At 32.9% G+C, this 26,011-nt stretch carries 22 protein-coding genes and 1 pseudogene; 5 read left to right on the forward strand and 18 right to left on the reverse strand.

The annotated features are described in order from the left end of the window. Nucleotides 1–183: 183 nt before the first annotated feature. From purT to tsaE, 10 genes and pseudogenes are all read right to left on the reverse strand, one after another. Entirely contained in the window at nt 184–1,365 is a 1,182-nt protein-coding gene (gene purT, locus GQ598_RS06190; protein WP_160402964.1) for a formate-dependent phosphoribosylglycinamide formyltransferase, read from the reverse strand. A gap of 89 nt (nt 1,366–1,454) precedes the next feature. Continuing rightward, complete coding sequence (locus tag GQ598_RS06195; protein ID WP_160402966.1) at nt 1,455–2,753, reverse strand: adenylosuccinate synthase; 1,299 nt, start codon at nt 2,751–2,753, stop codon at nt 1,455–1,457. Between the two features lie 20 nt (nt 2,754–2,773). After that, complete coding sequence (hflC, locus tag GQ598_RS06200; protein ID WP_160402968.1) at nt 2,774–3,712, reverse strand: protease modulator HflC; 939 nt, start codon at nt 3,710–3,712, stop codon at nt 2,774–2,776. Nucleotides 3,713–3,722: 10 nt separating this feature from the next. Next, nucleotides 3,723–4,940, reverse strand: a complete 1,218-nt coding sequence (gene hflK, locus GQ598_RS06205; RefSeq protein WP_160402970.1) for an FtsH protease activity modulator HflK — start codon at nt 4,938–4,940, stop codon at nt 3,723–3,725. A 23-nt stretch (nt 4,941–4,963) separates the two neighbouring features. Next, on the reverse strand, nt 4,964–6,259 hold the full coding sequence (gene hflX / locus GQ598_RS06210; protein ID WP_160402972.1) for a ribosome rescue GTPase HflX: 1,296 nt from the start codon (nt 6,257–6,259) through the stop codon (nt 4,964–4,966). An 18-nt stretch (nt 6,260–6,277) separates the two neighbouring features. Next, on the reverse strand, nt 6,278–6,523 hold the full coding sequence (gene hfq, locus GQ598_RS06215; RefSeq protein WP_085247646.1) for an RNA chaperone Hfq: 246 nt from the start codon (nt 6,521–6,523) through the stop codon (nt 6,278–6,280). A 261-nt stretch (nt 6,524–6,784) separates the two neighbouring features. Then, entirely contained in the window at nt 6,785–7,699 is a 915-nt protein-coding gene (gene miaA, locus GQ598_RS06220; protein ID WP_160402974.1) for a tRNA (adenosine(37)-N6)-dimethylallyltransferase MiaA, read from the reverse strand. Further along, nucleotides 7,696–9,546, reverse strand: a complete 1,851-nt coding sequence (gene mutL, locus GQ598_RS06225) for a DNA mismatch repair endonuclease MutL (RefSeq protein WP_160402976.1) — start codon at nt 9,544–9,546, stop codon at nt 7,696–7,698. The genes miaA and mutL overlap by 4 nt, the downstream gene beginning before the upstream one ends. Before the next feature lie 20 nt (nt 9,547–9,566). Next, a pseudogene (locus GQ598_RS06230) lies at nt 9,567–10,271 on the reverse strand (N-acetylmuramoyl-L-alanine amidase); the annotation flags it as partial. Nucleotides 10,272–10,333: 62 nt separating this feature from the next. After that, entirely contained in the window at nt 10,334–10,810 is a 477-nt protein-coding gene (gene tsaE / locus GQ598_RS06235; RefSeq protein ID WP_160403023.1) for a tRNA (adenosine(37)-N6)-threonylcarbamoyltransferase complex ATPase subunit type 1 TsaE, read from the reverse strand. A gap of 128 nt (nt 10,811–10,938) precedes the next feature. Here tsaE and tusB point away from each other — a divergent pair, with 128 nt between their 5' ends. The 3 genes from tusB (at nt 10,939) to GQ598_RS06250 (ending at nt 13,013) form a co-directional block, all read left to right on the forward strand. After that, nucleotides 10,939–11,220 carry a sulfurtransferase complex subunit TusB gene (tusB, locus tag GQ598_RS06240; RefSeq protein ID WP_160402979.1) on the forward strand — a complete coding sequence of 94 codons (282 nt, stop codon included), beginning with the start codon at nt 10,939–10,941 and terminating at the stop codon, nt 11,218–11,220. 118 nt (nt 11,221–11,338) lie between these two features. Continuing rightward, on the forward strand, nt 11,339–11,902 hold the full coding sequence (locus tag GQ598_RS06245) for a Sua5/YciO/YrdC/YwlC family protein (RefSeq protein ID WP_160402981.1): 564 nt from the start codon (nt 11,339–11,341) through the stop codon (nt 11,900–11,902). 4 nt (nt 11,903–11,906) lie between these two features. Next, nucleotides 11,907–13,013 carry an anhydro-N-acetylmuramic acid kinase gene (locus tag GQ598_RS06250; RefSeq protein ID WP_160402983.1) on the forward strand — a complete coding sequence of 369 codons (1,107 nt, stop codon included), beginning with the start codon at nt 11,907–11,909 and terminating at the stop codon, nt 13,011–13,013. Between the two features lie 9 nt (nt 13,014–13,022). Here GQ598_RS06250 and kdgR read toward each other — a convergent pair whose 3' ends face one another. From kdgR to GQ598_RS06270, 4 genes are all read right to left on the reverse strand, one after another. Next, nucleotides 13,023–13,817 carry a DNA-binding transcriptional regulator KdgR gene (gene kdgR / locus GQ598_RS06255; RefSeq protein WP_160402985.1) on the reverse strand — a complete coding sequence of 265 codons (795 nt, stop codon included), beginning with the start codon at nt 13,815–13,817 and terminating at the stop codon, nt 13,023–13,025. Nucleotides 13,818–13,933: 116 nt separating this feature from the next. Beyond that, nucleotides 13,934–14,254 carry a cupin domain-containing protein gene (locus tag GQ598_RS06260; protein WP_160402986.1) on the reverse strand — a complete coding sequence of 107 codons (321 nt, stop codon included), beginning with the start codon at nt 14,252–14,254 and terminating at the stop codon, nt 13,934–13,936. Between the two features lie 90 nt (nt 14,255–14,344). Then, nucleotides 14,345–15,145, reverse strand: coding sequence for a gluconate 5-dehydrogenase (locus GQ598_RS06265; protein WP_160402988.1), 801 nt, complete (start codon nt 15,143–15,145; stop codon nt 14,345–14,347). Nucleotides 15,146–15,188: 43 nt separating this feature from the next. Further along, entirely contained in the window at nt 15,189–16,361 is a 1,173-nt protein-coding gene (locus tag GQ598_RS06270; protein WP_160402990.1) for an oligogalacturonate lyase family protein, read from the reverse strand. Between the two features lie 254 nt (nt 16,362–16,615). Between GQ598_RS06270 and GQ598_RS06275 the strand changes: the two genes are divergently transcribed. Beyond that, entirely contained in the window at nt 16,616–17,251 is a 636-nt protein-coding gene (locus GQ598_RS06275) for an RpiB/LacA/LacB family sugar-phosphate isomerase (RefSeq protein WP_160402991.1), read from the forward strand. A 284-nt stretch (nt 17,252–17,535) separates the two neighbouring features. Here the strand turns inward: GQ598_RS06275 and GQ598_RS06280 are convergent, their stop codons facing one another. The 4 genes from GQ598_RS06280 to GQ598_RS06295 are packed head-to-tail and all read right to left on the reverse strand — an operon-like array spanning nt 17,536 to nt 24,169. Further along, complete coding sequence (locus tag GQ598_RS06280; protein ID WP_160402993.1) at nt 17,536–19,773, reverse strand: exopolygalacturonate lyase; 2,238 nt, start codon at nt 19,771–19,773, stop codon at nt 17,536–17,538. A gap of 35 nt (nt 19,774–19,808) precedes the next feature. Then, the gene (locus tag GQ598_RS06285; protein ID WP_202112703.1) at nt 19,809–20,975 is read right to left on the reverse strand and encodes a polysaccharide lyase family 1 protein; all 1,167 of its coding nucleotides are present in this window, start codon (nt 20,973–20,975) and stop codon (nt 19,809–19,811) included. A gap of 19 nt (nt 20,976–20,994) precedes the next feature. Further along, nucleotides 20,995–22,560: a hypothetical protein gene (locus GQ598_RS06290; RefSeq protein ID WP_160402996.1), complete on the reverse strand. Its 1,566-nt coding sequence runs from the start codon at nt 22,558–22,560 to the stop codon at nt 20,995–20,997. Nucleotides 22,561–22,600: 40 nt separating this feature from the next. Beyond that, nucleotides 22,601–24,169, reverse strand: coding sequence for an oligogalacturonate-specific porin KdgM family protein (locus GQ598_RS06295; protein ID WP_160402998.1), 1,569 nt, complete (start codon nt 24,167–24,169; stop codon nt 22,601–22,603). A gap of 296 nt (nt 24,170–24,465) precedes the next feature. On the opposite strand from GQ598_RS06295, the gene GQ598_RS06300 reads away from it, so the two are divergent. Further along, complete coding sequence (locus GQ598_RS06300) at nt 24,466–25,968, forward strand: MFS transporter (RefSeq protein ID WP_160403000.1); 1,503 nt, start codon at nt 24,466–24,468, stop codon at nt 25,966–25,968. The last annotated feature ends 43 nt before the right edge of the window (nt 25,969–26,011 follow it).

The raw sequence follows: 26,011 nt of genomic DNA on the forward strand, positions 1-26,011 counted from the left end.
CAGATTGTCTGTTTCTTCTTTTTAAAGAGCTGACAGCTTCTATTTTCAATCAACTCTTCGTTGATTTAGTTTGCTGTCTCAAGGGTTGCGTATGTTACTCACTTCACTCGTATACGTCAACCCCTATTTTAGAAATTTTGCTTTTTTTAAATTGAATGATTGCTTTTTACACAAAACAACCAGTTACAAGGTTATTTTTACTTGTTTTACTACATTAATGGCCTTACTAATCGCTTCTTTAACCGTTACCGATTTAGCTAACGCAACGCCCATCCTTCTTGTTCCTTTTACTTCTGGTTTACCAAATAGACGTAAATCAGTTTGTGGCTCATTCAATGCTTTATCTAAATTAGCAAAGGAGACTTGTTTTGAATCGCCTTCTACTATTAAAACAGCTGAAGCACTTGCACCATATTGTTCAATAATAGGAATTGGTAACCCTAATATGGCTCTAGTATGTAATGCAAATTCAGATAAATTTTGTGAAATAAGTGTAACCATACCAGTATCATGAGGACGAGGAGAAACTTCGTTAAACCATACTTGATCTCCTTTAACAAATAATTCCACACCAAACAAGCCTCGCCCGCCTAAGGCATCAGTTATTTTGGTTGCTATATCTTTTGCTAAGGTTAATGCCTTGTTAGACATTTGTTGTGGTTGCCAAGATTCTCGGTAATCTCCTTTTTCTTGGCGATGTCCAATAGGTTCACAAAATGAGACGCCATGAATATGCCTGACGGTCAATAATGTCACTTCATAATCAAAATCTATAAAGCCTTCAATAACTACTTTTCCACCACCGGCTCGCCCACCTTCTTGTGCATATGTCCATGAAGATTCAATATCTGCTTCACCTCTTAATAGCGATTGTCCTTTACCAGAAGAGCTCATAACGGGTTTGACTAAACAAGGAAAACCAATTTCTTTAACTGCTTTTCTAAATTCAGTTGCATTTGCAGCAAATCGATAGGGTGAGGTTGGTAATTTTAATTCCTCCGCTGCAAGTCGACGAATTCCCTCACGATTCATAGTAAGTTGTGTTGCTTTTGCTGTTGGAATAACCGTAAAACCTTCTTCTTCCAACTCAATTAGTGTAGATGTTGCAATGGCTTCTATTTCTGGAACAATATAATCTGGATTTTCTTCTTCAATAACTTTTCTTAAAGCATTCCCATCAAGCATATTAACAATGTGGTACCGATGAGCAACTTGCATCGCAGGCGCATTTGCATAACGATCAACGGCAATAACCTCACACCCCAATCGCTGTAACTCAATGACAACTTCTTTAGCAAGTTCGCCCGCACCACAAAGTAATACTTTAGTTGAAGTTGGTGATAATGGCGTCCCTAGTTTAGTCATAATTTCCTCTTACGCAGTGAGTTTTTCTGGAAAACAACATTCTAAAAACAAAAAATCGGGACAATTATCCCGATTTGATTGATGCTAAATTAGTTTTGGTATGGATCGCGTAAAATCATTGTTTCACTTCGATCAGGTCCTGTTGAAATAATATCAATCGGTGTTTCAGTTAACTCTTCAATCCGTTTAATATAAGCTTTAGCTGCTTGCGGAAGAGCATCATAACTTTTAACACCAAAGGTTGATTCATTCCAGCCAGGCATCGATTCATAAACAGGTTTAACTAAACTCCACTCTTCAGCCGCCGCTGGAGCATTTTTAATGACCTCACCATTTGGTAGTTGATAACCAATACAGATCTTCACTTCTTTAAGTCCATCTAGAACATCAAGTTTAGTTAAACAAAATCCAGAAATAGAATTAAGTTGTACTGCTTTGCGAACAGCGACTATATCAAGCCATCCAGTACGACGGCGACGACCAGTTGTTGCGCCAAATTCATTACCTTGCTTACAGAGGTACTCACCGGTTTCATCAAATAATTCTGTAGGAAACGGACCGGCACCAACACGTGTAGAGTAAGCTTTAACAATGCCTAGCACATAACCAACATAACGTGGACCAAAACCAGAACCTGTAGCAACACCACCGGCTGTGGTATTAGAAGAAGTCACAAAAGGATAAGTACCATGATCGATATCAAGTAATGTACCTTGCGCCCCTTCAAACATAATTCTCTCGCCTTTTTTGCGTGCTTCTTCCAAAAGCGCGGGAATATCTGCAATCATAGCAACTAAAATGTCAGCTATCGCTAATGTATTATCTAAAACTTGTTGATAGTCTACTGCTTCTGCTTTGTAATAATTAACTAGTTGGAAATTGTGATATTCCATCACTTCTTTTAATTTTTCAGCAAAAGCTTGGCGATCACGTAAATCACCAACCCGAAGTCCTCGTCGCGCTACTTTATCTTCATAGGCTGGACCAATACCGCGCCCTGTTGTTCCAATGGCTTTACTACCACGCGCTTTTTCTCGTGCTTGGTCCAACGCAATATGATAAGGTAAAATTAAAGGACAAGATTCAGAAATGAGGAGCCGTTCTTTAACAGGAATACCACTTTTTTCTAACTCATGCATTTCCTTCATTAGAGCATCAGGACATAGCACAACACCATTAGCAATAATACTTATTACATCATTACGTAAAATTCCTGATGGAATTAAATGCAATACTGTTTTTTCACCATTAATCACTAATGTATGACCAGCATTATGTCCACCTTGATAGCGAACAACATATTTTGCTTTTTCTGTGAGTAAATCAACAACTTTACCTTTGCCTTCATCACCCCATTGTGTACCTAGCACAACAACATTATTACTCATAGATTATTTATCTCATTCAATTATTTATTAGATTTTAATTTCATATATTGAAAAAATTCACTATCAGGGCTGATAACCATAATATCATTACCTGTAAAGCTTTGTTCATAAGCTTTTAAACTACGAATAAAGCTAAAAAACTCGATATCTTTACCAAAAGCATCTGCATAAAGTTTAGCGGCATTGGCATCTCCTTCACCACGAATAACTTGAGATTCGCGTTCGGCTTCAGATAATATCTTTGTCACTTCCAGTATAGTCTCTGCTTGTATTTCATTTACTACCTGAACACCTTGAGAATGTTGTTCTTCTTTCATTTTATCATAAATAGATTTAGATATTTCTTGAGGAAATTTAACATTCTTTATACGAATATCAATAACTTCAATACCAAAAGATCTTATACTTATTTCATTATTTGCCGAATCTTTTTCAGCCTCATTGACAAGATTTCCTGTTGATTTATTTTGAACCACCGCCTGAGAAAGACCATTTAATGCATCTTTGATACTCATCAAAATAGAATTATGAGAGCTATTATTTGTGTTATTAAGAATATCAATGGTACCTAATTTACCAACTTCAGCCTTTAAACGACTATTTAAACGAGTAAACAATAAGTTTTCAATATTATTATTTCCTGCAATAGCTTTATAGTATTGATTAAAATCAACAACTCTCCATTGTACAAAATAATCAATAAGTAAGTCTTTATTGTCACGAGTTATGAATTTTCGTTCCTGATCTAACTTACTAGAATTATTTATAGTTTGGATTTTAGCATCAATAACTTTGACATTATCCATTCCTGGAACTTTAAAATGTAATCCAGGCTCTGATACACCTATAATTTTATTAAATCGTAAAACAACACCACGTGTTCCCTCTTCCACAACATAAGTACTAGATAAAAACACACCAACTAAAATCAATATTAAAGGAATCAATAATTTGCGCATATTTATCTCCTTACTTCCCTATAAACCGCGGAGTTCGTGCAGTATTTCCAAGATTGGAATTATCCGTACTATTTTTAGCCTCTTTTGGTAATTCCTGTGTTGTCTGAGACTGATCTTTTACTGCTTCAGAAGAATTCGACATATCTTTACTATTTGAGTTTGGTAAAGTCAATGGCTCAGGATTTTTTTCATTTTTGTTTTTTAACAGTTGATCTAATGGTAGAACCACTGAATTTCCGCTTTTATCATTAACTATAATTTTGCTAGTCTTAGATAATATTCTTTCCATAGTTTCAATATATAGACGTTCTTTTGTAAGTTCTGGAGCCTCTTTATATTGTGATAAGATTTTTTCAAAACGAACTACATCACCAGCAGCTTCAAGTTCCACTTTAACTTTATATGCATTTGCATTAGCTAAAATTACGGCTGATTGGGCTTTTGCTTCTTGAATTTGTGTGGCTTTTTTAGTTGTCGCGTTGTTTATTTCACGTTTTTTATCTTCTTGAGCTTTCATAACACCATTAAAAGCTTCTTGTACTGCTGTAGAAGGACGAACTGATTGGAAATTAATATCTACTATACTAATACCCATATCATAATTATTGATAATATTAGTCAATTCATCTTTTATACGGTTTACTAATGTCGAACTGTCATTAGTAAAGACACCCTTCATACCAAATCTATCAAATTCAGTACGCAAAGCGCTATCCGCTGCTTGTTGTAGGCTATCTTTAACATTAGTAACATTAAATAAATATTTAATCGGATCGACGATACTATATTCTACCTTCATCTCAACAAAGTCCAAATCATCACCGGTTGTTATCATAAAGCCGTCTAGATTAAAATTTCGCGTACTTTGTACATCAACTTTATACACTTTATCGATTAATGGTGGATTCCAATTTAATCCAGGTTGAAGAATTTCGGGTTGAACTTTACCAAAGCGAGTAATTACCCCAAGTTCACTTTGATTAATAGTATAAAAACCGCTTACACCCCAAATCATAACGAGTAAAAAAACTACCGATAGAATAATTTTAGTAGTATTCATCGGCAATTTAATTCCAGAACTACCTCTATTATTACCAAAATTACCTTTTTTTAAGAATCCCTTAACTTTATCAAATAAACCATTAGAAGAATTATTAGCCGGTTTTTTGTTATTATTACCCCATGGGTCGTTATCTTGTCCGTTATTGCCGGGCTGATTCCACGCCATATATTATATGCTCCATTTAACAATTAGTTGTTATTTTGCTTATTGATTAAGTATAACAGATCTGGTTCTTGTTTACAGAGGCGATTCCATTCAATAGAGGGAATTCTCACATCTAGATGAAAACTACCATCCTCATTAATAAATTCATTTTCTACTGCATTTAATTGATATAAACGACTTCTTAGTTTTGCTAAATAAGCTGGCACACTCAAATGGCAAACCTGAATTTGCTTAGCAAGTCTTTCTTTTAAAGCAATCAATAACTGATCTAATCCTAAACCATTTTGCGCTGAAATCCAAACTCGAATCGGCATACCGTTTTCATCTCGATCAATACTTAGTTGTTTACCCTCTATCAAATCGATTTTATTCATAACAAGTAATGTTGGAATTTCGTATGCATTAATTTCGAGCAAAACGTCATCAACGGCATGCATATTATCCAATAAATTAGGATCAGCTGCATCAACAACATGTAATAGCAATGTCGCTTCCTGAGTTTCAAGTAATGTTGCTTTAAAAGCCGCAATAAGATCATGTGGCAAGTGACGAATAAAACCGACCGTATCTGCTAAAACAACTTCGCCAACATCATCAACAATAATTCGTCGTAGTGTTGGATCGAGCGTAGCAAATAACTGATCAGCAGCATATACATCCGCATTTGTTAATGCATTAAATAGTGTTGATTTACCCGCATTAGTATAACCAACTAAAGATACTGTTGAGAGATCAGCTTTATTTCTTGATTGACGATTTTGATTTCGCTGTTTTTCAACTTTTGCAAGCCTTGATAAAATCAACTGAATACGATGACGAATCAGTCGTCTATCAGTTTCCAATTGCGTTTCACCAGGACCTCGTAAGCCAATCCCCCCTTTTTGCCGTTCTAAATGCGTCCAACCTCGAACTAATCGAGTCGAAAGATGTTGTAACTGTGCTAACTCAACTTGCAATTTACCTTCATGTGTTCTGGCCCGTTGAGCAAAAATATCAAGAATCAATCCAGTTCTATCAACAACGCGACATTTACACAACTGTTCTAGATTGCGTTCTTGCGAGGGGGTTAAAGTATGATTGACTAAAATAACAGAAGCATCAAGTTGTTTAACTTTTTCAGCTATTTCTTGCGCTTTACCTTCACCAACAAAATATTTGGTTTGAGGCGATTTTCTTGAAGTTGTTATGATATCGAGAATATCTATTTGAGCTGAAGAAACTAATACTTCAAACTCTTTAAGATCCTCGATATCATTTTCTTGAGGGAAGAATACATGGACTAATAAGGCAGTTTCACCGCCTTTATATCGCTCAAACAATCAGATTCTCCAGAAATATCAGCTTTCGCCTTCCTCTTCAGGTTGAGATAGCAATCCAGAAATAGGTCTAGATGGTACAACTGTTGAAATAGCATGTTTATATACCATTTGGCTTACAGTATTTTTTAACAAAATAACAAATTGATCAAATGATTCAATTTGTCCTTGTAACTTGATACCATTAACTAAATAGATTGATACAGGAATGTGCTCTCGACGAAGCAAATTTAGATAAGGATCTTGTAATGACTGCCCTTTTGACATGAGTTTATCCTTTAAGATGATAATAATATGAAGATAAAATAACTATATAAAAAATAAATATCTATTTAAATTTAAATATAAGATACCTATAACATGTACCAAAATAACATAAAAAACTCAGCTCTTAAACCTGCCAATTGAAATTTATGCAAAAATAACTAAAAATTTAATAAATTTACAAAAATAAAACAAAAAAAAGATAAAACATCGCACAAATCTAAAATTTCTTTACAAAATAAAAAGAATTATTTTCAATAAGGCTCAAAAAATATGATCAAAAGCACTATCCGTAATACTATTACTATCTAACCATGTTATAGGTTGTTTCCACCCCCGAAGCCACGTAATTTGTCTTTTAGCTAATTGGCGAGTAGAACAAATTCCTTTAAATACCATTTCATCATAACTAATATCGCCATTTAAATACTCCCACATTTGACGATATCCAACACAACGCATAGATGGCAAGTTTAAATGTAAATCCGATCGCTGTTTAAGTTCCTTAACTTCATCTTCAAATCCATTATCTAACATCTGTAAAAAACGTTGTTCGATACGGTCATGTAATTGCGCCCGATCTTCGGGCATAATAGCAAACTGCATAATATCATATGGTAATGCTTCACCACCTTCTTTTGTAAGTTCTGTTAGACTTTTACCTGAGATTAAATAGACTTCTAAAGCACGATTTAGGCGCTGTGGATCGTTAGGATGAATTCTTTCTGCTGAAATTGGATCAATTTTTTTAAGATCTTCGTGGATTGCTTGCCACCCTAATTTATGAGCTTTTTCCTCTATTTGTTCACGAATTTCATAATTGGCAGCAGGAAGCGGTGAAAGCCCTTCAATTAAAGCCTTAAAGTAGAGCATTGTCCCACCAACTAACAATGGAATTCGACCTTTTTTTAGTGTTTTTTCAATTTCCACAATTGCATCATGTCTAAAATTAGCAGCTGAGTAACTCTCAGCTGGATCACAAATATCAATCAACTTATGTGGATACTTTTGTTGCTCTTCTTTAGTTGGTTTTGCGGTACCAATATCCATACCGCGATAAATTAGCGCAGAATCGACACTTATAATATCAATAGGATAACGATCGCAAAGCATCATAGCAAATGCTGTTTTACCAGATGCCGTTGGCCCCATTAACGAAATAACTTTTTGTTTATTCATGATAAAATTAATTGAGTTAAAGATTGTATATCAATCGGATATAAAAATGATTCCTGTTGTAACAAATTGATATCCACCTGTTCTAATTGAGCAAGCAATGGAATGACTTTAGCCACACTCCAGTTCATAGCACGACCATCATCAGATTGGCTAGCCAACCACGCCGCTATTTGTGTAGGATCTAACACCCTATTTTCTGAATCTGATATAAAAGCAATTAAAGCAGGTAATAATTGTTGCCAATTGATGGTGCGCAACATTTTAGGAACATTTTGTAAATATAATTTTGCTTTATCAATATAAAAATCAAAACCTAAAAAATCCAACTGTTCTTTATAACTAGAAAGAACTTGCTGCTCTTTATGATTAATTAAAATTGTTAATGGGATAAGCAATTTTTCAGAGTCTTGTGATAATAATTTAATTGCAGTCACTTTTTGCTGAGCAATAGGCAATTTCATCAACATTAATTTTTGCTGATTATCTTCATACTTTTCAAGCAGTGCAATATCAGGATGGATAACTGTTAATACTCGACCAAATTGTACTAATGATGAACTATCAAGTTGCTGTTGTAATGATTGTAGCGGCGTATTCCGTTTAGGAAATAATGCTTCAATAACCGCTTTTTGTGGTTCTGTTATTTCATCTTCTTCTATTGATAAACATGACTGTTTTTGCTCAATTTGCACTGTCTCTTGGGGAAGTGCAACATTGACTAACTCACCATACAATGCATTTTCTTTAGCATAATTGCTTGGTTTTTTCGATAATTGGCTACTTGTTTTATAAGAATTAGCAACTGTTTTTTGATTAAAGATATTTTCACCGGCTGCTTGTCGATTGGATGTTATGGTTACTTTTTCTTCTGTTACAGATAGATCTGATTCAAGAGCCATTACAATCGCTTGATAAACAAAATCATGAACCAGTCTTGCCTCATGAAAACGAACTTCATGTTTAGCAGGGTGAACATTAACATCGACTTGTTTTGGATCTATTTGTAAAAATACCACATAACTTTGTTGTTCATTTGTACGGCTAATATAAGCCTGGCGCAATGCATGATTAAGTAATTTATCTTTGATGACTCGCCCATTAACATAAAAGTATTGCAAATCACTACTTTCACTACTAGTGACCCAACCTTGAATGAGTAAATCATCATGCTGCCAATCTAGTTTTACAGCTTTTTGCATAAAAGATCGGCCACAAACTAATTCGACTCTTTTTTCAAGAGTTGATGAACGATACTGCTTAACGAGTTTACCATTATGTTGTAAATTAAAGGTAACATCAGGGCGAGCAAGTGCAATACGCCGAACAAACTCTTCAATATGCATAAACTCAGTTTTTTCTGTTTTTAAAAAACGACGTCTTGCCGGTGTATTATAAAACAGATCAAGTACTTCGACAGTCGATCCTACTGGATGGGCTGCAGGTTTAATCATCGGCTTCATATCCCGCCCTTCAGCATAAACTTGCCATGCTTCAGATTGTTTAGCGGTACGTGAAGTTAATGTCAATCTTGCAACTGAACTTATACTCGCTAGTGCCTCACCACGAAATCCAAGACTAATAATAGCATCTAAATCATCTAACGTACTGATTTTACTTGTCGCATGACGAGCAAGTGCCAGCGCTAATTCATCTTTAGCAATACCACAACCATTATCACGAATGCGAATTAATTTACAACCACCTTGTTCAAGGTCAATATCAATTTGAGTACTTCCCGCATCAAGACTATTTTCAACTAACTCTTTAATAACAGAAGCAGGGCGTTCTACCACCTCACCAGCAGCAATTTGATTAGCTAATTGGGGTGAAAGAATATGAATTGCCATTAATGCTGTTCTCCAAATTTTGGATTTTGCTTAACGTAATTTTTTATACCTTGATAGATAGTTTTAGCTATCTTATCTTGATGGTCATTACTACCAAGCAAACTTTCTTCATTTTGATTAGAAATAAAGCCAACTTCAACTAAAATCGATGGGATATCTGGAGAACGTAATACACCTAAACTTGCATGTTCTGGAGCAGATTTATGTAACTTTATTGTTCCTTTCATCTCTTTTAACACTTGCTTTGCTAACTCGTAACCCACTTGTTGAGAATAAGAAAATTGTAAATCTAACACTGCTTGGCTTAAATGAGGATCATGATCATCACTAAGCACATCACCAGCTCCACCTAATAGTTGCGACTGTTTTTCATCTTGTTCAAGCCAACGACCAAGTTCCGTGTCAGCACGTTTAGTTGACAAAACCCAGATCGAAGCACCAGATGCATTTCTATTTGGTGCAGCATCGGCATGAATTGAAATTAATAAATTAGCTTTATTTTTACGAGCGATTTCGGATCGTTGCGAAACAGAAATAAAATTATCGCTAGTACGAGTTAGAACACCCTTAAAGTTAGGGTCTTTGTTTAACAAATTAGTCAATTTTTTTGCAATTGAAAACGTAACAGTTTTTTCATATAACTTATTTTTTCCTATTGCGCCAGAATCTTTACCGCCATGCCCCGCATCAACGGCAATCACAACTTTAGCTGCATAAGCAGAGCTACAAAGCAGTAATAACATAAAAAAAGTGATTAGTTTTTTCATTGTCTTTTTATTGTTTATTTCTATTGTGATAAATTAATAATCGCTTGACCTTTTTCGCTTGCTACCTGCACAGAAGCTGTACGTTCAAATGCTAAATAAGCCAAATGGACTTCAAGATCAGCACTAGGTAAGATACCGTTTGCTTGCTCTGGCCACTCAATTAAACAAATCGATCGTGAAGCAAAATACTCACGAATCCCCATAAACTCCAGCTCTTCTGGGTCACAAAGTCTATACAAATCAAAATGATAAACAGAAAAGTCATCAAAATGATAGGGTTCTACTAATGTATAAGTTGGACTTTTTACGTTACCTGTATGACCTAATTGTTGTAAAAAACCACGACTAAAAGTCGTTTTACCCGCACCAAGATCGCCACTTAAGTAGATAACAATAGTATCATCATGTTTAGACAAATAGTTTAAACACAGTTTGGCAAGCTTACTACCAAACAAAATCGTTTGTTGCTCATCGGTTAAAATAATCGGATTCATGATGAACTCTTTGCTCAATAAATACTCCTTATTATATACTAATAACCATTAAAGATGTACCAAACAGATAATCTAGATTTTATCAAAAAGTTTCAAGAAAACTTACGTTTTAATATAAAAAGTGAAAAATAATGCTACATACAATCTCGACAGCAAATCATTCAACCATAAACCCACAATTAATATCGACTCAAGATGCCGTATTATTCTGGCAAAATGGCGTTGTTCTAGCTATACAAAACAATCCATTATTAAATGATATTATCCATAAAACAGAGCATTGCTATATCATTGACAGTGATATTAAAGCACGTGGACTAAGTAATATTATTGATTCAAGGCTTAAAATTATTAATATGCAACAGGTCGTTGAACTTACAGCTAACCATTTTCCACAAATGAACTGGGAATGACTATAGACCATAGCATTCACTATTGTCACCATTTAAAAGCTAAATCATGCTAATTTGCAAAACCTAAAACCTAGGTTTAATATAAATACCAATTGTACTCAGTTAATATTCAAATTTAATGGCTAATTTATTAACGCTATCGGAAATAAGTAATTATTTAAAAAATGGTGAAGTGATCGCTTACCCAACTGAAGCCGTTTTTGGTCTAGGTTGTGATCCGGATTATGAATCAGCCGTATTAAAGTTGCTACAACTAAAACAACGATCAATAGATAAAGGCTTGATTTTAATTGCTAGCTGTTACCAACAACTAATTCCTTACATAGATGAATCAGCCATTACCAATGAACAAAAACAGTTAGTACTTACTAGCTGGCCAGGACCTGTTACTTGGGTTTTTCCTAAAAATAAAAATACGCCTTATTTTTTGACAGGTAAATTTGATTCTATTGCGGTACGCGTCACTAATCATCCTTTAGTTTGCAAGCTTTGTGATCTTTATGGCAAACCAATAGTATCAACTAGCGCTAATCTTTCTACTCATAATCCTTGCAAAACAGCCATCGAAGTCGCCAAACAATTTGGTCAAAATTTTCCTATTTTAGACGGTGACACAGGTCATCGATCACAACCATCGGAAATAAAAGACATCAAAACAGGAAAAATCATTCGACAAGGATAAAGTTATGCAAAATTTATATATTGGTGTGATGTCAGGTACTAGCATGGATGGAATTGATATTGCTTTAGTTAATATTACTGCCCAAAACGTTACATCAATCGCGAGCAACTGCTATCCAATGCCCGCTGATTTAAAACAGCATTTACTAACATTATGTGAAACCCAGCAAACCACATTACAAAATTTAGGTGAGATAGATCATCAAATAGGCAAACTGTTTGCTGATAGCATAAATCAGTTTTTAAAAGATAATAATATTGATAAACAAAAAATTAAAGCTATTGGCTGTCACGGACAAACAATTTACCATGCACCAAACGGCGATTATCCATTTACTTTACAAATTGGTGATGCCAATATTATTGCTGCAAAAACAGGTATAACCACTATTGCTGATTTTCGTCGTAAAGATATGGCTTATGGCGGACAAGGCGCACCACTTGTTCCAGCTTTCCATAAAGCAGTACTACAAGATCCGCAAATCAATCGTGTAGTATTAAATATTGGGGGAATAAGTAATATTTCAGTATTAATTCCTAACCATACTGTTATTGGTTACGATACAGGTCCAGGCAATGTATTACTTGATTGTTGGATAAAAGAACATTTAGGTAAAAACTATGATAAAAGTGGTTTATGGGCAAAAACAGGTAAAATAAATCAAGACTTATTAAAGCTTTTATATCAAGAAGACTACTTTCAAATACCCGCACCAAAAAGCACAGGACGAGAGCTATTTAATTTACCTTGGTTACATAAAAAATTAACAGGAACACATTTAAAAGCACAAGATATTCAAGCAACACTCGTTGAATTTACCGCTTTATCCATTGCCAATGAAATTAATAAATTCCCTATAGTCAGCACATTGCCTTGTGAGCTTTTAGTTTGCGGTGGAGGTGCTAAAAATCCACTAATTATGCAAAGATTATCGGCCTTATTACCGTCATGGGCAGTGTTAACGACCGATACAAAAGGCATAAATGGAGAAGACATGGAGGCAATAGCTTTTGCTTGGCTTGCTTATTGTCGAATCAACAATATTCCATCAAACATTCCCGAGGTAACTGGCGCAAGCCAAGCTGTTTGTTTGGGAGTGATATATCAATAATTACTGCAATTAATCCAAAGATTTTGATTGCTTATTGAAACCAATCAATTCCGATATTTTTGCCGCAGATTGACTGATTTCACTAACCAGTTTCGCTTCTTCTTCCGCAGTATTACATCTAAAAATAGACGTTGATAAACTCAATGCGGCAATGATATTACCTAAACGATTATAAATCGGCACAGCAAAACATCGTAATCCAAGCTCAGATTCTTCATCATCTTTACCATATCCACAACGTTTAATTTCATCAAGTTCTAATAAAAAAGCCTCTTTGCTAGTAATCGTTTTTGGTGTATACCTTACAAAATCAATATTATTAACCAAGTTTTTTTTACTTTCATCGTCTAACCAAGCTAATAAAACTTTACCGAGCCCACTAGCGTGAATTGCAGCTTGATTACCAATTTTAGAAGTTAAACAAAGACTATATTGTTCGGAAGCAACTTTATTAACATAGATTATTTGATCACCTTCACGAACAGCTAAATGGATAGTTTCTTTAGTTTTGTCCCGTAATTTTCTCATTTCTAAATCAGCAATAGCCAAAAAATTTTGGTGATAAAGTACTCGGTTACCTAAATCAAGCAGTTTCAAATTCAGTGAATACTTATCTGAATCTTCTTCTTGATTAACGTAACCTAACGATTTCATGGTTTGTAAAAAACGATAAGCTGTGCTTTTGGGCATCATTACTTTTTGCGATAATTCTGATATTGCAATGTCTTTTGACTCAGATAAAGCCTCTAAAATCCCAAAAACTTTCAAAACTGAAGCAACGGATTCTGGTGAACTATCGTTCATGATAAGCACATCTCCTTACTATAATTAGTCATTATTTAATTATAAAATGATAAATTAGAACGAATTGAAATTCTTAAAATTATATCATATATAATCATGACTAGTTACTAGCTATTTTACAAAAAATCCAATCTTTGCGGGGTGAACATATCAATTAATACGCCAGCCTGTTTACAAACACAACCGTGTTCAATATTTGGTTTCTTGTATAAAGAATCACCAGCACGAACAATTTTAGTTTCATCACCAATAGTAAACTCAAATTCACCTGATAAAACATACGTTAACTGTTCATGTGGATGATGATGGACAACACCAATTGCACCAGCTTCAAAATGAACTTCAACTGCCATCAGATTTCCATCATGTGCCAATACCTTACGTTTAACACCATTACCTAAATCAATTAATTCACAATCTGAATTAAAACAAAACATGCATATCTCCTAAATAGTTAAAAAATTAAAGAGATAATAAAGCAAAAACTTTTTATCTCTTATATCAGTCAATTTTTAGATAATATTCAATTAAGGCTGTTTACCGATATATGCTAAAATACCACCATCAACATACAAAATATGACCATTAACAAAATTTGATGCATCAGATGCTAAAAAAACAGCCGCTCCAGCTAAATCATCTGGAGTACCCCAACGTCCGGCAGGTGTTTTAGCAATAATAAACTGATCAAATGGGTGACGAGATCCGTCAGCTTGTTTTTCACGTAATGGCGCCGTTTGTGGTGTAGCAATATAACCAGGACCAATGCCATTACATTGAATATTAGCGCCTCCAAATTCAGAACAAATGTTTTTGGTTAACATTTTTAAACCACCTTTGGCTGATGCATATCCTACTACTGTTTCTCTACCTAACTCACTCATCATAGAACAAATATTAATAATTTTTCCGCTACCTTTTTTGATCATAGAAGGCAATACTGCTTTTGCCATAATAAACTGACCTGTTAAATCAATATCAATAATTTTTCTATAATCAGCGGCACTGGTTTCCAACATTGATTTACGTTGAATAATTCCAGCATTATTCACTAAAATATCAATCACGCCATGTTGTTGTTCAATTTGTGCAATAGCTTTTTCAACGGATTCTTCATCTGTAATATCAAATAAATATCCATGCGCGTTAATACCTTCAACTTTATACAAATCAAGTCCTTTCTGTAAATTTTCTGGTACAACATCATTAAATACGATTTTTGCCCCAGCTGAAGCAAGGGATTTAGCAATTTCAAAACCAATACCGTAAGAAGCACCAGTAACAAGTGCAACTTTATTTTTAAGTGAAAATTTATTTAAAATCGACATAGTTATTTCTCCATTATATTTATGACGAACAAAACAGGGGCTATTACATTTCTTTTAAAATGTTAGCTGGCACTTTTGTTAAATAAAGTGCTGGCTCATCTTGCGCATCACACGAGTATAAAACATATTGATTATCAGGCGAAAACGATGGATGTGGATGAGTCACTTGGCGATCGCCATCTAATACTCGCCAAGAGCTATTATGTTTGACTAATTTATGGGCCGTTTTGGTTTTAGGCGCCAAAATATATAGCCAAGGATCATTTTCAATTTTATAACCAGTAGTATCAACTACATCCACAGGGCTTCCTGTTCCGTCACCAATATAAAGAGATCCATCAAAGTTACTCATTAAATGTGAGCAAGCAGGCATTTCCATAATTTCTTTATCTTCATTGGTAACAGGATTATAAAGACGAATATAACGCTCTTGCTTATGTTTTATATATGAAACATAAGCAAGTCCTGATCCATTCGGAACCCAAAACTCGTGAGTGCAACTTTCACCAGCTAAATTATCATGAACTTTACGTTCATTTTTACCATCACGATCCACTAACCATATTCTTGCATCCACTAAGTCATGAGGTCCTTCATGACAGAAAGCAACAGTATTGTCATCAAAAGGCCTAAAAATAGGATGTCCTAACCAAACATTTTGGTCAATAACAGTTGTAGAAACACCTGTTACTATATCAATTTTGATCAAACGACAATGGGGATTTTTATTATAAAATGCTTTAAAAATGTTCCAATCAGTTAACGGAGTCCAGTCTTTTTTATCAATTTCAATACCGACAATTTCAGTACAATCACTATTGGCCACCCAAGTACCATAACCAACCCATTGTTCAGGCACAGTATAGACATTTTTTTCTTCTAGAGTATCGAGGTTTACTTGTTGTAAATTCCGTTCATTCTTAACGTAATATAAAAATTTATCGTCAGGAGATAAAAAACCACCAAAAGTATTATCACCAGATCCTTCTGTTAGTTGTTTTGCTGTCTGGCTTTCAATATCAAGTAAATAATAGTTGCGATTAGTATCAAATTCTCCGGCGAAAAGAATTTTTTTTCCATCATTTGTAAAACATTTTTGGTAAAAATAATTACGATGGCATAAAACACCTTCAGGTGTTAAACGGATAATTTCATTTTTTGAATCATCATCAATAAAAGAAGAAAATGATAATTTCACAATATTTCCCTTAGCCATATAAACTCCCTAAATTTAAAAAAAATTAAATTAATAAAAGACGTTAAATTATTATTTTTGGCTATAGTAATATAAAAAAAAAGATGGTTTTGTGATTTTTATCACATTGCAATAAATTTATTAAAACATTATTTTATTTTAGTTAAAAAATTGATATATTTTTTTTATGGATTATAATAAAAATAAAATACATTAATAACAATAACAAAAACTGTTTTTTATAATTTGTTATTACTAAAAAATAGAGGTAAATCATGAAAATAGCACTAATGAATGAATTTAGCCAAGCAGCTAAAAATCCGATTATTCTAAATGAATTAAAAAATGTAACTGAAAAACATGGACATACTGTTTTCAACGTAGGAATGGATGGCGATAACGACAACAAATTAACTTATGTTCATTTAGGCATTATTAGCGCTATTTTATTAAATAGTAAAGCTGTTGATTTTGTTATTACCGGCTGTGGTACAGGACAGGGAGCTCTTATGGCATTAAATGCTTTTCCTGGTGTTAACTGTGGTTACTGTCTTGAACCAACTGATGCTTATTTATTTGCTCAAGTTAATAATGGTAATGCATTATCACTGGCTTTTGCCAAAGGCTTCGGTTGGGGAGCTGAGCTTAATGCACGTTATATTTTTGAAAAAGCATTTGAAGGTGAAAAAGGTTTAGGTTATCCACCAGAGCGTCGTGAATCACAAAATGCGAATGCTAGCATTTTAAACGAAATGAAAAATGCTGTAGGTAAAAACTTAATTGAATCATTAAAATCCATTGATCAATCATTACTTAAAGATGCAATCAAAGGTGAACGTTTCCAAAAATGTCTATTTGAAAACAGCCAAGATCCTCAAATTACAGCCTACATCAAAAGCTTATTAAATTAATTAGAATTATTTTGCCATTTCAAAAAGTAACTTTAGTTGCAAGAAATGGCAAATAATAAACTTGCCATAATCACATTGACGATATAAGAACCTATTAAATTTATTTATCCCCACAGTTAGATAGTTATAAAATACTAAATGTAAGTAAATTCACAAAAACTTAATAATATTACTAAATAAAAAATTTTTAGTGAAAACTACTGTTGAATAATTATCTCAATAAAAAGCGCTAAACCTAATAATGGGCTTAGCGCTAAGCTTTAACAATAATTATTTAATACTAATTATTTAACAAAGTGTTTATCAATTAATTCTTTTAATGCTGTTGGTAAGACTATATTTCCATTTTGATCTCGTGTAATTGTAAATTCAACATCATCTTTCCATAATTGATTACGGGTAATAGATTGAAAATCTTTTACACTGACTTGTGGTCCCAAAGAATCTTCAATTACTGATTGCCAGCTATCACGAATAGAATAATTATGTTCAAAAGTAACAACCGGTTTTAAAAAAGTATATGGATTAGCTCGTAAAATATAGTTATATCTTGCGCTATTAATAGCTATATTATTATTAATGCTATAAGAACCAGTATTAAAATTATCAGAAAAACCATCCATATTGTTATTTAATGCAATGGAATTAATAATTTTATGGTTAACTGGTTGACCTTCAGCACCTAATTTAAAACCATTACCAATACTACCTTTAGCAATATTTGGTTTAGAAAAAGGGAAACCATTAGAATAAGTAACAGAACTATCGATTAAAACAGGTTCATTAGGGCCATCTTCAATTTTATTATACAAATCAAATCCATCATCTGTATTATTATGAGCAATACACCCTCTAAACACATTACCTTTTCCAACACCTAATTTTGCGGCAAAACCATCAGCATTTTTGCCTGATTTATCCATATTATTATAAGAATCTGAATTTATAACTAAATTATAAGAAGGCCAAAATAGTCGGTTTTTACTTTTGGCTGAAATAGCTAATCCTGTATCACTATTATTACGAGTGACAACTTGATCAATTATATTATGGTTACCAGAAATTCTTAAATAAGCAGGTTTATTATCTTTACCATCAATATTACCGTCAAAAATAACTTGTTTTATCGACCAATAAGAACTATCTAAATCAAATGTTTTATTGATAAAAACAGCTTTATGTTTATTCATCGCCTCAATAGTTTTAAATTTTCCTGGTAAACCACTTAATGTTGCAGGAATCGTTACACCATCATAATAACCATCCATTAAATAAATCACCCCATTGGGTTCAATACTATTAACTGCTGTTTGTAAATCAACGGGCGATTGTTTTGTTCCCTTATTGGTATTTTTACCTGTTGGTGAAACAATAATATTAGATAGGTTTTCGATAGTTGATTTACCCAAATTTATAGTAAAGTTTTGGTTATTTTTTTTAGTTTTATCTTTAAACTCAACGCTAAAAGTATTACTTCCTTGTTTTAACTCAGTTGTAAATTGTAATAATTCACCAACTTTGGCATAAAGTGTTTTATTAAGCTCTTTTACAAAAACAGTACCAGAAGTATTTGGAAAAAATTGTAACGTATAGTTTTTATTGTATACCTCTTGCGGTGAAGATAATATTAAAGTGGGTTTAATATCTACAATTACTGGTGGTTTAACTGGTAATTTATCATAATTAACATGTTCATTGCCAAGCGTTAAAGCAGAATTTTTAAACTCAACTTTGGCATTTCTAGAAGCAAAAAAACCGACATAAAGACTCTCATTATCTTGTTGATTCATAAAACCAGAATAATCATTCATTTGCCATTTTTTTGCTGTACCTGTTGTATTATCCTTCATCTCTAAAATAAATTTATCTGAAGTTCTTGTTAGGGTTAAATGTATATTTTTAACTTCAACATAATTGACGTTCTGAACATAATCATTTTTATTAATTGATATACCTTCATTGCCCCAAGCTTTTATCACACCATCACGTACTAATGCTGTTACTTTTACTAAATCATCATTTTTTTTATTCTGCGTAATTAATGCATTCATAATTACATTCGAAGCATTAGGAAACTCCTCATAGCCGGCAGGTTGAGGCTCTCTCCTGGCAACCCCAATAGTATCTCGGGCAAATAAGCCAACTGCCTCTTGAGCTGCTGGTGTTTTACCATCAACTTCAGGTCCAATTTGTTCTAATGTTACATCACTTTCTAATGTAAAAGTCTGATTAACTGGAAGTTTAGTATAAAAAACAACCATTCCATCATGAGAGTTGGCTATTTTACCGCCCCTGCTTTCAAGATAAAAATCAGCAGGTAATTCATAAATTTGGTTAGGAATTAAATATTCTTTTTGACCTGCTATCCAAGCATTATTTATTCCTACTTTTTCAGGTTTAATAAGTGAAGCAAAATTTAAATCAGTTGACTGACCAAAAGCTACCACCTTCCATTCTTGTGCACCAGCAGTACCGATATAAAGAGCTGATATACAAAGTGCCGAAGTTAATATTTTTTTCATTATATATATATCCTAATTTTTGTTTATTTGAATTATCAAAGTTTTCCATTTCCAACTAAATCATTGTAATTATTAGTAAAATAATTAATATCATCTAAATGATATTGATAAGGAACAGACCAAGTAACGTTGTTATCAAAACCACAAGACGACAAATTAAGAGTTAGTTGATTAAATAAAGAATGACTATCACGGAGGTTATCGCCTTTGAACAACTTAGCAATTTTGCAACTATCTTTCAGACCATCAATCATAAACTGATTACTTTCAGAAATAACACTACTTTTAATGCCTAAACCTACTGAATACAGATAAGGATAAGCTGTTTTTGACTGATAAATAGAACCTTTAAACAAATTGTTATAAAGATGGATTTTTCCAAATCTTACTCTCGGTGCCCGTTGGCGAATATTGGAAAAAACATTATGATGCAGAGTGATATTTAACTTATTTTCATCTTGATCTTCATTCTTATCGCTATGACCAATCAATATAGTTTTATCATGATTTTCAAATAAACAATAAGAAATAGTAATAAAATCACTACCTCGCTTAATATCTAATAAACCATCATGCTGAACATATTTCCATCCATCTTTTTCTTGATACTTATCATCGGTAAATTGACCATCAGTAAAAGTCACATGATCAATCCAAACATAAGTTGAAGTAATAATGTTAATACCATCCCATTCTGCATTCCAACCATCACCCTTTTCAAATTTTGGTTCAATATCAACCGGTGCTTCAATTTTCAAATTACGAATAATGACATTATTTACCTTAGACAGCACTATCGAACCATTGATAAAACCTGCATTATCACCAATACCAATTAATGTGGTATTACTAGGAATATTTATTAAGGATCGTGATTTTTGATCTTCAAAGTTTTTATATGGCTTGTTATCACTAAGATCAATTTTTCCAAAGACTTGAATAATACGCGGCTGATCTTTATTTATCACGATTGCATCCAAAAGATCTTGTTTATTACTTACAAAAAAAATCATATTTTTATTAGCTTGAGATCCACCGATCGTTCCGCTATTTTTCTTTAAATCATAACTACCAAACCCTCCTATTGGAGCAACATCAAGAGCTTGTTTAACTTTGACTGATGATGGCAATAAAGCATGACATGTTGAAACATGTGAATTTATAGCAAAAGAAATTAAAATGACTGCCATTAATTTTTTCATTTAATAAATACCTTATTTTTTATTGGTTGATCTGACTTTGATCAATAACGATGCCTTTTTTTAAGGTAAAATCATGGTTAATAGCATTAGCTATAATTTTAGCTATTGCTAATGCGCCTTTTTCTTGAAAATGAGTCGTATCAGGATGATCAATTACCCCTGAAGACTGTGTTTTGTAATACGGAAATTTTGCATCATTAGGATCAACAACCAGCCAGTAAGATTGCCAATCATTTTTATGTTGATTAGCAAACTCAATACTTAATGACTCTAGATCTATTAAAGCAATTTGATGAACTTTAGCCGTATATTTTATTGTTTGAGAATAATCACCCCAGTAAGCAAAACCTAATTTATTACTCGTATAATGAGTATGACTAACTGGATCGATACTTTGATTTTGGAAAGCAATTTTATTATTAGCATCGCGGAATCGTGTAACAGGAGTCATTAAAATTGGCGTCATTTGCTTCTGTTTAGCAAAATTAATATAGCGCTCAAGTGACGTTTGAAAAGACATATTTTCATTATCTATAGGAAACTGCTTATGATTATTTGCATCATTAGGATATGTACATAAATGGCTTACATCGGCCTGTCCACGCTTGGTGTTACTTGAATCACATTTCTCGTCATTATGACCAAAAGCGATGATCATATAATCACCTTTTTGCATTAATGGTGCCATTAAATCAAACCAGCCTTCATCATAAAAACTACGACTAGAACGCCCCGATTGAGCACCATTTATCACCACAATATTGGCACTTTTATCAATAAACCGATCAAAAACCTGCCCCCACCCCATTCTCGGATAGACTTTAGCATCATAATAAGAAGCAGTTGAATCACTAAGAATAAATATCCGTCTTTGAGCATTAATATTTTCGTTTTTTTGCTTAACAACGAGTCCATAATCAAAAATAGATTGATCACTAATAGGCTTAAAACGCATATCCAATAGCACTGTAGCCCCAACTTGCCCACTAGTAGAATCATACCCTCGATTGAAAATAATCAAATCAAATAAACGAGTTATTTTAGGATCATTTCCACTCACAGGATCAAATAATTGATCAGTAATCCCAACTTGTTGCAATGCATGATCAAACCTTATGTATAATTTCCGCCTTGCGCGGGCTAAAATATCATCATCTATAGTTGAAAAAATACCTTTCTCAATCAGCTGTTCAGGGCCAATAAGAGACATTTGGTTAGCTATTTCACTTACAAAATAATCTGTAAATGGGTTAATATTGGCTGTATTAACCTTATTTTTTTGTAATACATTAACTAATGATGTAATACAATTACCAGCACATATTCCTTTTTGCCCACCTCTATGAAGTAAATTATTATCAGAAAACAAAACTAATGGTGCAGATAATTGTGAAATATCTTGCTGATAAAATCCACGCTCATCAGTTGTAGTAGTTAAGGTTTTATTATTTACATCACGAATTATCACTGATGCATTAGCAACAGGTTTATTAACATAAACATAGCCTTGTAATAAAGTACTAGCAATAGCTTGGTTCCCTGAAAAAGCAAAAATTAAAAGGCTTAAAATTGATTTTTTTAACATAGCTACACCATAAATACATATTTTATTATTTTTTATATCACTAAAATAAATAACTTAACCCAAGAGCTAACTTTGTTTCTCTGGCACTAGAATGTACTTTTTTAGCAATATCTTCCGCGGCAAAATTAATTTGCCAATCTTTTGTGGCTTGCCAATTAATATCTACTTCTTGTTGATAATCATGTTTTTTATCATTTTGTAATAAATAATTGCCCTTTAAATATGAAAAGCGATATCCTACATTCCAATCCGGAGATAAAACATAATGAGTTCCAATATCAAATCGATTACGTGAACGATTATCAACATAACCTTGAACACTATCGTCTCGTTTATTACGGGAAACTTTACGATATTCAAATCGATATTGGCCATAAAAAGAAAGATCATTGTTTGATAACCAAGTTAATTTCAATGCTGGTGCGTATCGCATACCTGATCGTTGTGAGTCACTGACATCACCTAATTGATAATGAGGAATATTTTCTTTGCTTTTCGCTTTATATCCACCACCAGAATAAAATCTTACTTCCATATTTGGTGTTAAAATCCAATTATCAGCAAGATAGAAATTATAACCACCATACATTTGGTAATAGTTTGAAACTAAATCATCAAAAAAGGCTCTATCCTTCAATTGATTATAAGTCGCTACCCCAATACCAAGATAACCTTGCTTATAAAAGTCAAGATATAAACCAAAATTATCACTATGATAACGAGAGCTTAAACCATAATTATGAACATATTTAAAATAGGTTTTATAATTAAAGTTAGATTCTGTATTATTTGATTTTCCAAAAGCGTAATTAAAACCGACTTTAAATTTTGCTTGTCGGGTATCTGCTGTTTTGTTTTTGGAGACATCAGAAATAGAAAAATATGGGCGAAATAATTTTGAGTAGTTATAAGTTACTTTAAATTCTTGTTCATAATCTATTTTTTTATTGTTATAAGCTTTATATTTATTTTTGACTAATTCATTTTTCAATGCCTTATATGATTGATTGGTAAAGTCACCAATATAGTAATTAAAGGTATAGACAAGATTAAGTGCTTTTATTCCTGAATAAGCCAATGCCCAATCTAAACGATGCCTTCCTGTATTACTACTTAAAATATATTTAACTTCATTGCCGGAAATTTTTGCAATTTTATACCGTTCTGCTTGCGATATTTTTTTCCATTCATAGCGATAACGTAAGCTACTTGACCAATCACTATTGAATTTATAGCTATACTTCAAACCAGGTTGATAAAGGGTTAAATCTTTACCAAATCCTAACTCTAATGCAGGAATTAATGACCCCCAGTCATTAGGAAGACCAAATGTTTTTTGGATCACAACTCCACCTGAACCACCATACATATCATCATATAAAACATCCCTTTTATTTCCACCGCCTTCATTCACACCAAATTTAAATTCATATTGCCAATTATCATCCGTTTTATGGATTAACTTTAAAGTATCAGCATGAATCCTATTCATCGACTTCCAATTATGTTCATATTGAAAAGTAGTTTGGCCAGAGCCAGCAAATGCACACACCGAAAATGTTGAAATAAATATCATTAAAGAAATTTTTTTTAATTTTATTTTTCTCATCACCATTACCTTATTTTTAATTTTTTATTTTTGAAATATTGTTTTATATTTTTTATATTTTTTTACAATTTTTCTGTTAATAAGATCACAGTTTAGATAAACAATCAGTGTTTTATTTTAACATTTTGATATATATAAATTTATTTTAAATAAAAATATAAATTAATCTCTAAAAAATAAATAATTTGTTACCAATATCACATTTATAAAAAAAATTTAAAGTAAATTTCAATAAATTTAGTATTATTTAATTAATATTTTTAAAACATCATTTCATTATTAAAGGAAAATGATTTATGATTGACAATCAAAAAAAAATAACAACACTAACTCGGTTTTCGTATGGTAGTGGTAACTTAATAGGAAGTGGTGCACTAGCTATTAGTGCTGCTTGGCTACTTTACTTTTATACAACTTTTTGTGACCTTTCGGCTTTTCAAGCAACATTAATATTTTCAATAGCAACCTATTTAGATGTTATATTAAATCCATTGATGGGGTTTATTACCGATAATTTTAATCATACCAAACTAGGGCGTCGTTTTGGGCGTCGTCGGTTTTTCATCTTATTAGCTATCCCTTGTATGATTATTTACCCATTACTATGGGTTGATGGAATGAATTTTTGGTACTACTTAACAACCTATATTCTATTTGAGTTCATTTATACAATGATAATGATTCCGTACAACACATTACCGGTAGAAATGACCAAAAACTTTGATCAAAGAACCTATTTAGCTGGTTCAAAAGCGATGTTTGGTAAAGTTGCTAACTTCTTAGCGGCTGCCATACCAGGTATATTTTTCTATCTATTCAATGGTAAAGATTCACCATTACCATTCTTACTTACCGGTATTACCTATGCCACTATTATGGCTATTGCACTCATTTTACTTTATACCAATAGTTGGGAGAAATCTGTTGATGAAATAGAAGATGAAACAACATCAGGGCTTTGGGAAAGTATAATTAAATTATTTTCAGATGTGTTTTCAACATTCCGATTAAAAACATTCAGAAATCATTTAGGTATGTACTTATTTGGTTTTGGTGCTGAATGGTTGTTTGCAGCAACATTTACCTATTTTGTGGTTTTCAATTTAGGTCAACCAAAAACATTTGTATCAGAAATGAATAGTTTAAGTAGTATATGCCAGTTAATTTCAACTGCATTCTTTATGGCATGGTGTGTAAAACGCGGATTTAAACGTCCTTTTGTGATCGCCATATTAATTGTTATATCTTCTGTAATTGGTTATATTGGTATCTACTACTTTAATATGCCAAATATAACTTGGATTGTTGTTGGTATCACAATTTGGTTTGGATTAGGTACCGGTGGAGTTTATTACATTCCTTGGAGTGTTTATACATTTCTAGCCGATATTGATGAAGTATTAACCGGAAGACGCCGTGAAGGTATCTACGCAGGTGCAATGACTATGGCAGGTAAACTAATGCGAGCTACAATTGTTTTTATTCTAGGACTCGTATTGAAGTTTTCTGGATTTGTATCAGGAGTCAATAGCGTACAACCCCAAAGCGCCGTAGATGCTATCAACTTAGTAATGATTGTTGGGGTATGTGGAATGGCCATTTTAGGTATTATATTTACATATCGCATGAAATTAGATAAATCTACTCACGCACAAATTATTCAAGAGCTAGAAAGACTAAAAAATGGTGGTAAAAAACAAGATGCAACACCAGAAATAAGAAACTTAGTCAAAGAGCTAACAGGATATGGCTATGACAACTGCTTTGGCAATAATAATGTCGGTTTTAAGCATCACTAACAATAAATAAAATCTAACTATAAAAATCATCTAATTGTTAATA

This window comes from Gilliamella sp. Pas-s95 (genome assembly GCF_009795795.1).
GTDB classification, from domain to species: domain Bacteria; phylum Pseudomonadota; class Gammaproteobacteria; order Enterobacterales; family Orbaceae; genus Gilliamella; species Gilliamella bombicola.

What these genes read in the sequence shown, in the direction of transcription:
- purT (WP_160402964.1), bottom strand. Translation starts at nt 1,365, where the DNA reads ATGACTAAACTAGGGACGCCATTATCACCAACTTCAACTAAAGTATTA.
- GQ598_RS06195 (WP_160402966.1), bottom strand. Translation starts at nt 2,753, where the DNA reads ATGAGTAATAATGTTGTTGTGCTAGGTACACAATGGGGTGATGAAGGC.
- hflC (WP_160402968.1), bottom strand. Translation starts at nt 3,712, where the DNA reads ATGCGCAAATTATTGATTCCTTTAATATTGATTTTAGTTGGTGTGTTT.
- hflK (WP_160402970.1), bottom strand. Translation starts at nt 4,940, where the DNA reads ATGGCGTGGAATCAGCCCGGCAATAACGGACAAGATAACGACCCATGG.
- hfq (WP_085247646.1), bottom strand. Translation starts at nt 6,523, where the DNA reads ATGTCAAAAGGGCAGTCATTACAAGATCCTTATCTAAATTTGCTTCGT.
- miaA (WP_160402974.1), bottom strand. Translation starts at nt 7,699, where the DNA reads ATGAATAAACAAAAAGTTATTTCGTTAATGGGGCCAACGGCATCTGGT.
- mutL (WP_160402976.1), bottom strand. Translation starts at nt 9,546, where the DNA reads ATGGCAATTCATATTCTTTCACCCCAATTAGCTAATCAAATTGCTGCT.
- tusB (WP_160402979.1), top strand. Translation starts at nt 10,939, where the DNA reads ATGCTACATACAATCTCGACAGCAAATCATTCAACCATAAACCCACAA.
- GQ598_RS06245 (WP_160402981.1), top strand. Translation starts at nt 11,339, where the DNA reads ATGGCTAATTTATTAACGCTATCGGAAATAAGTAATTATTTAAAAAAT.
- GQ598_RS06250 (WP_160402983.1), top strand. Translation starts at nt 11,907, where the DNA reads ATGCAAAATTTATATATTGGTGTGATGTCAGGTACTAGCATGGATGGA.
- kdgR (WP_160402985.1), bottom strand. Translation starts at nt 13,817, where the DNA reads ATGAACGATAGTTCACCAGAATCCGTTGCTTCAGTTTTGAAAGTTTTT.
- GQ598_RS06260 (WP_160402986.1), bottom strand. Translation starts at nt 14,254, where the DNA reads ATGTTTTGTTTTAATTCAGATTGTGAATTAATTGATTTAGGTAATGGT.
- GQ598_RS06265 (WP_160402988.1), bottom strand. Translation starts at nt 15,145, where the DNA reads ATGTCGATTTTAAATAAATTTTCACTTAAAAATAAAGTTGCACTTGTT.
- GQ598_RS06270 (WP_160402990.1), bottom strand. Translation starts at nt 16,361, where the DNA reads ATGGCTAAGGGAAATATTGTGAAATTATCATTTTCTTCTTTTATTGAT.
- GQ598_RS06275 (WP_160402991.1), top strand. Translation starts at nt 16,616, where the DNA reads ATGAAAATAGCACTAATGAATGAATTTAGCCAAGCAGCTAAAAATCCG.
- GQ598_RS06280 (WP_160402993.1), bottom strand. Translation starts at nt 19,773, where the DNA reads ATGAAAAAAATATTAACTTCGGCACTTTGTATATCAGCTCTTTATATC.
- GQ598_RS06285 (WP_202112703.1), bottom strand. Translation starts at nt 20,975, where the DNA reads ATGAAAAAATTAATGGCAGTCATTTTAATTTCTTTTGCTATAAATTCA.
- GQ598_RS06290 (WP_160402996.1), bottom strand. Translation starts at nt 22,560, where the DNA reads ATGTTAAAAAAATCAATTTTAAGCCTTTTAATTTTTGCTTTTTCAGGG.
- GQ598_RS06295 (WP_160402998.1), bottom strand. Translation starts at nt 24,169, where the DNA reads ATGAGAAAAATAAAATTAAAAAAAATTTCTTTAATGATATTTATTTCA.
- GQ598_RS06300 (WP_160403000.1), top strand. Translation starts at nt 24,466, where the DNA reads ATGATTGACAATCAAAAAAAAATAACAACACTAACTCGGTTTTCGTAT.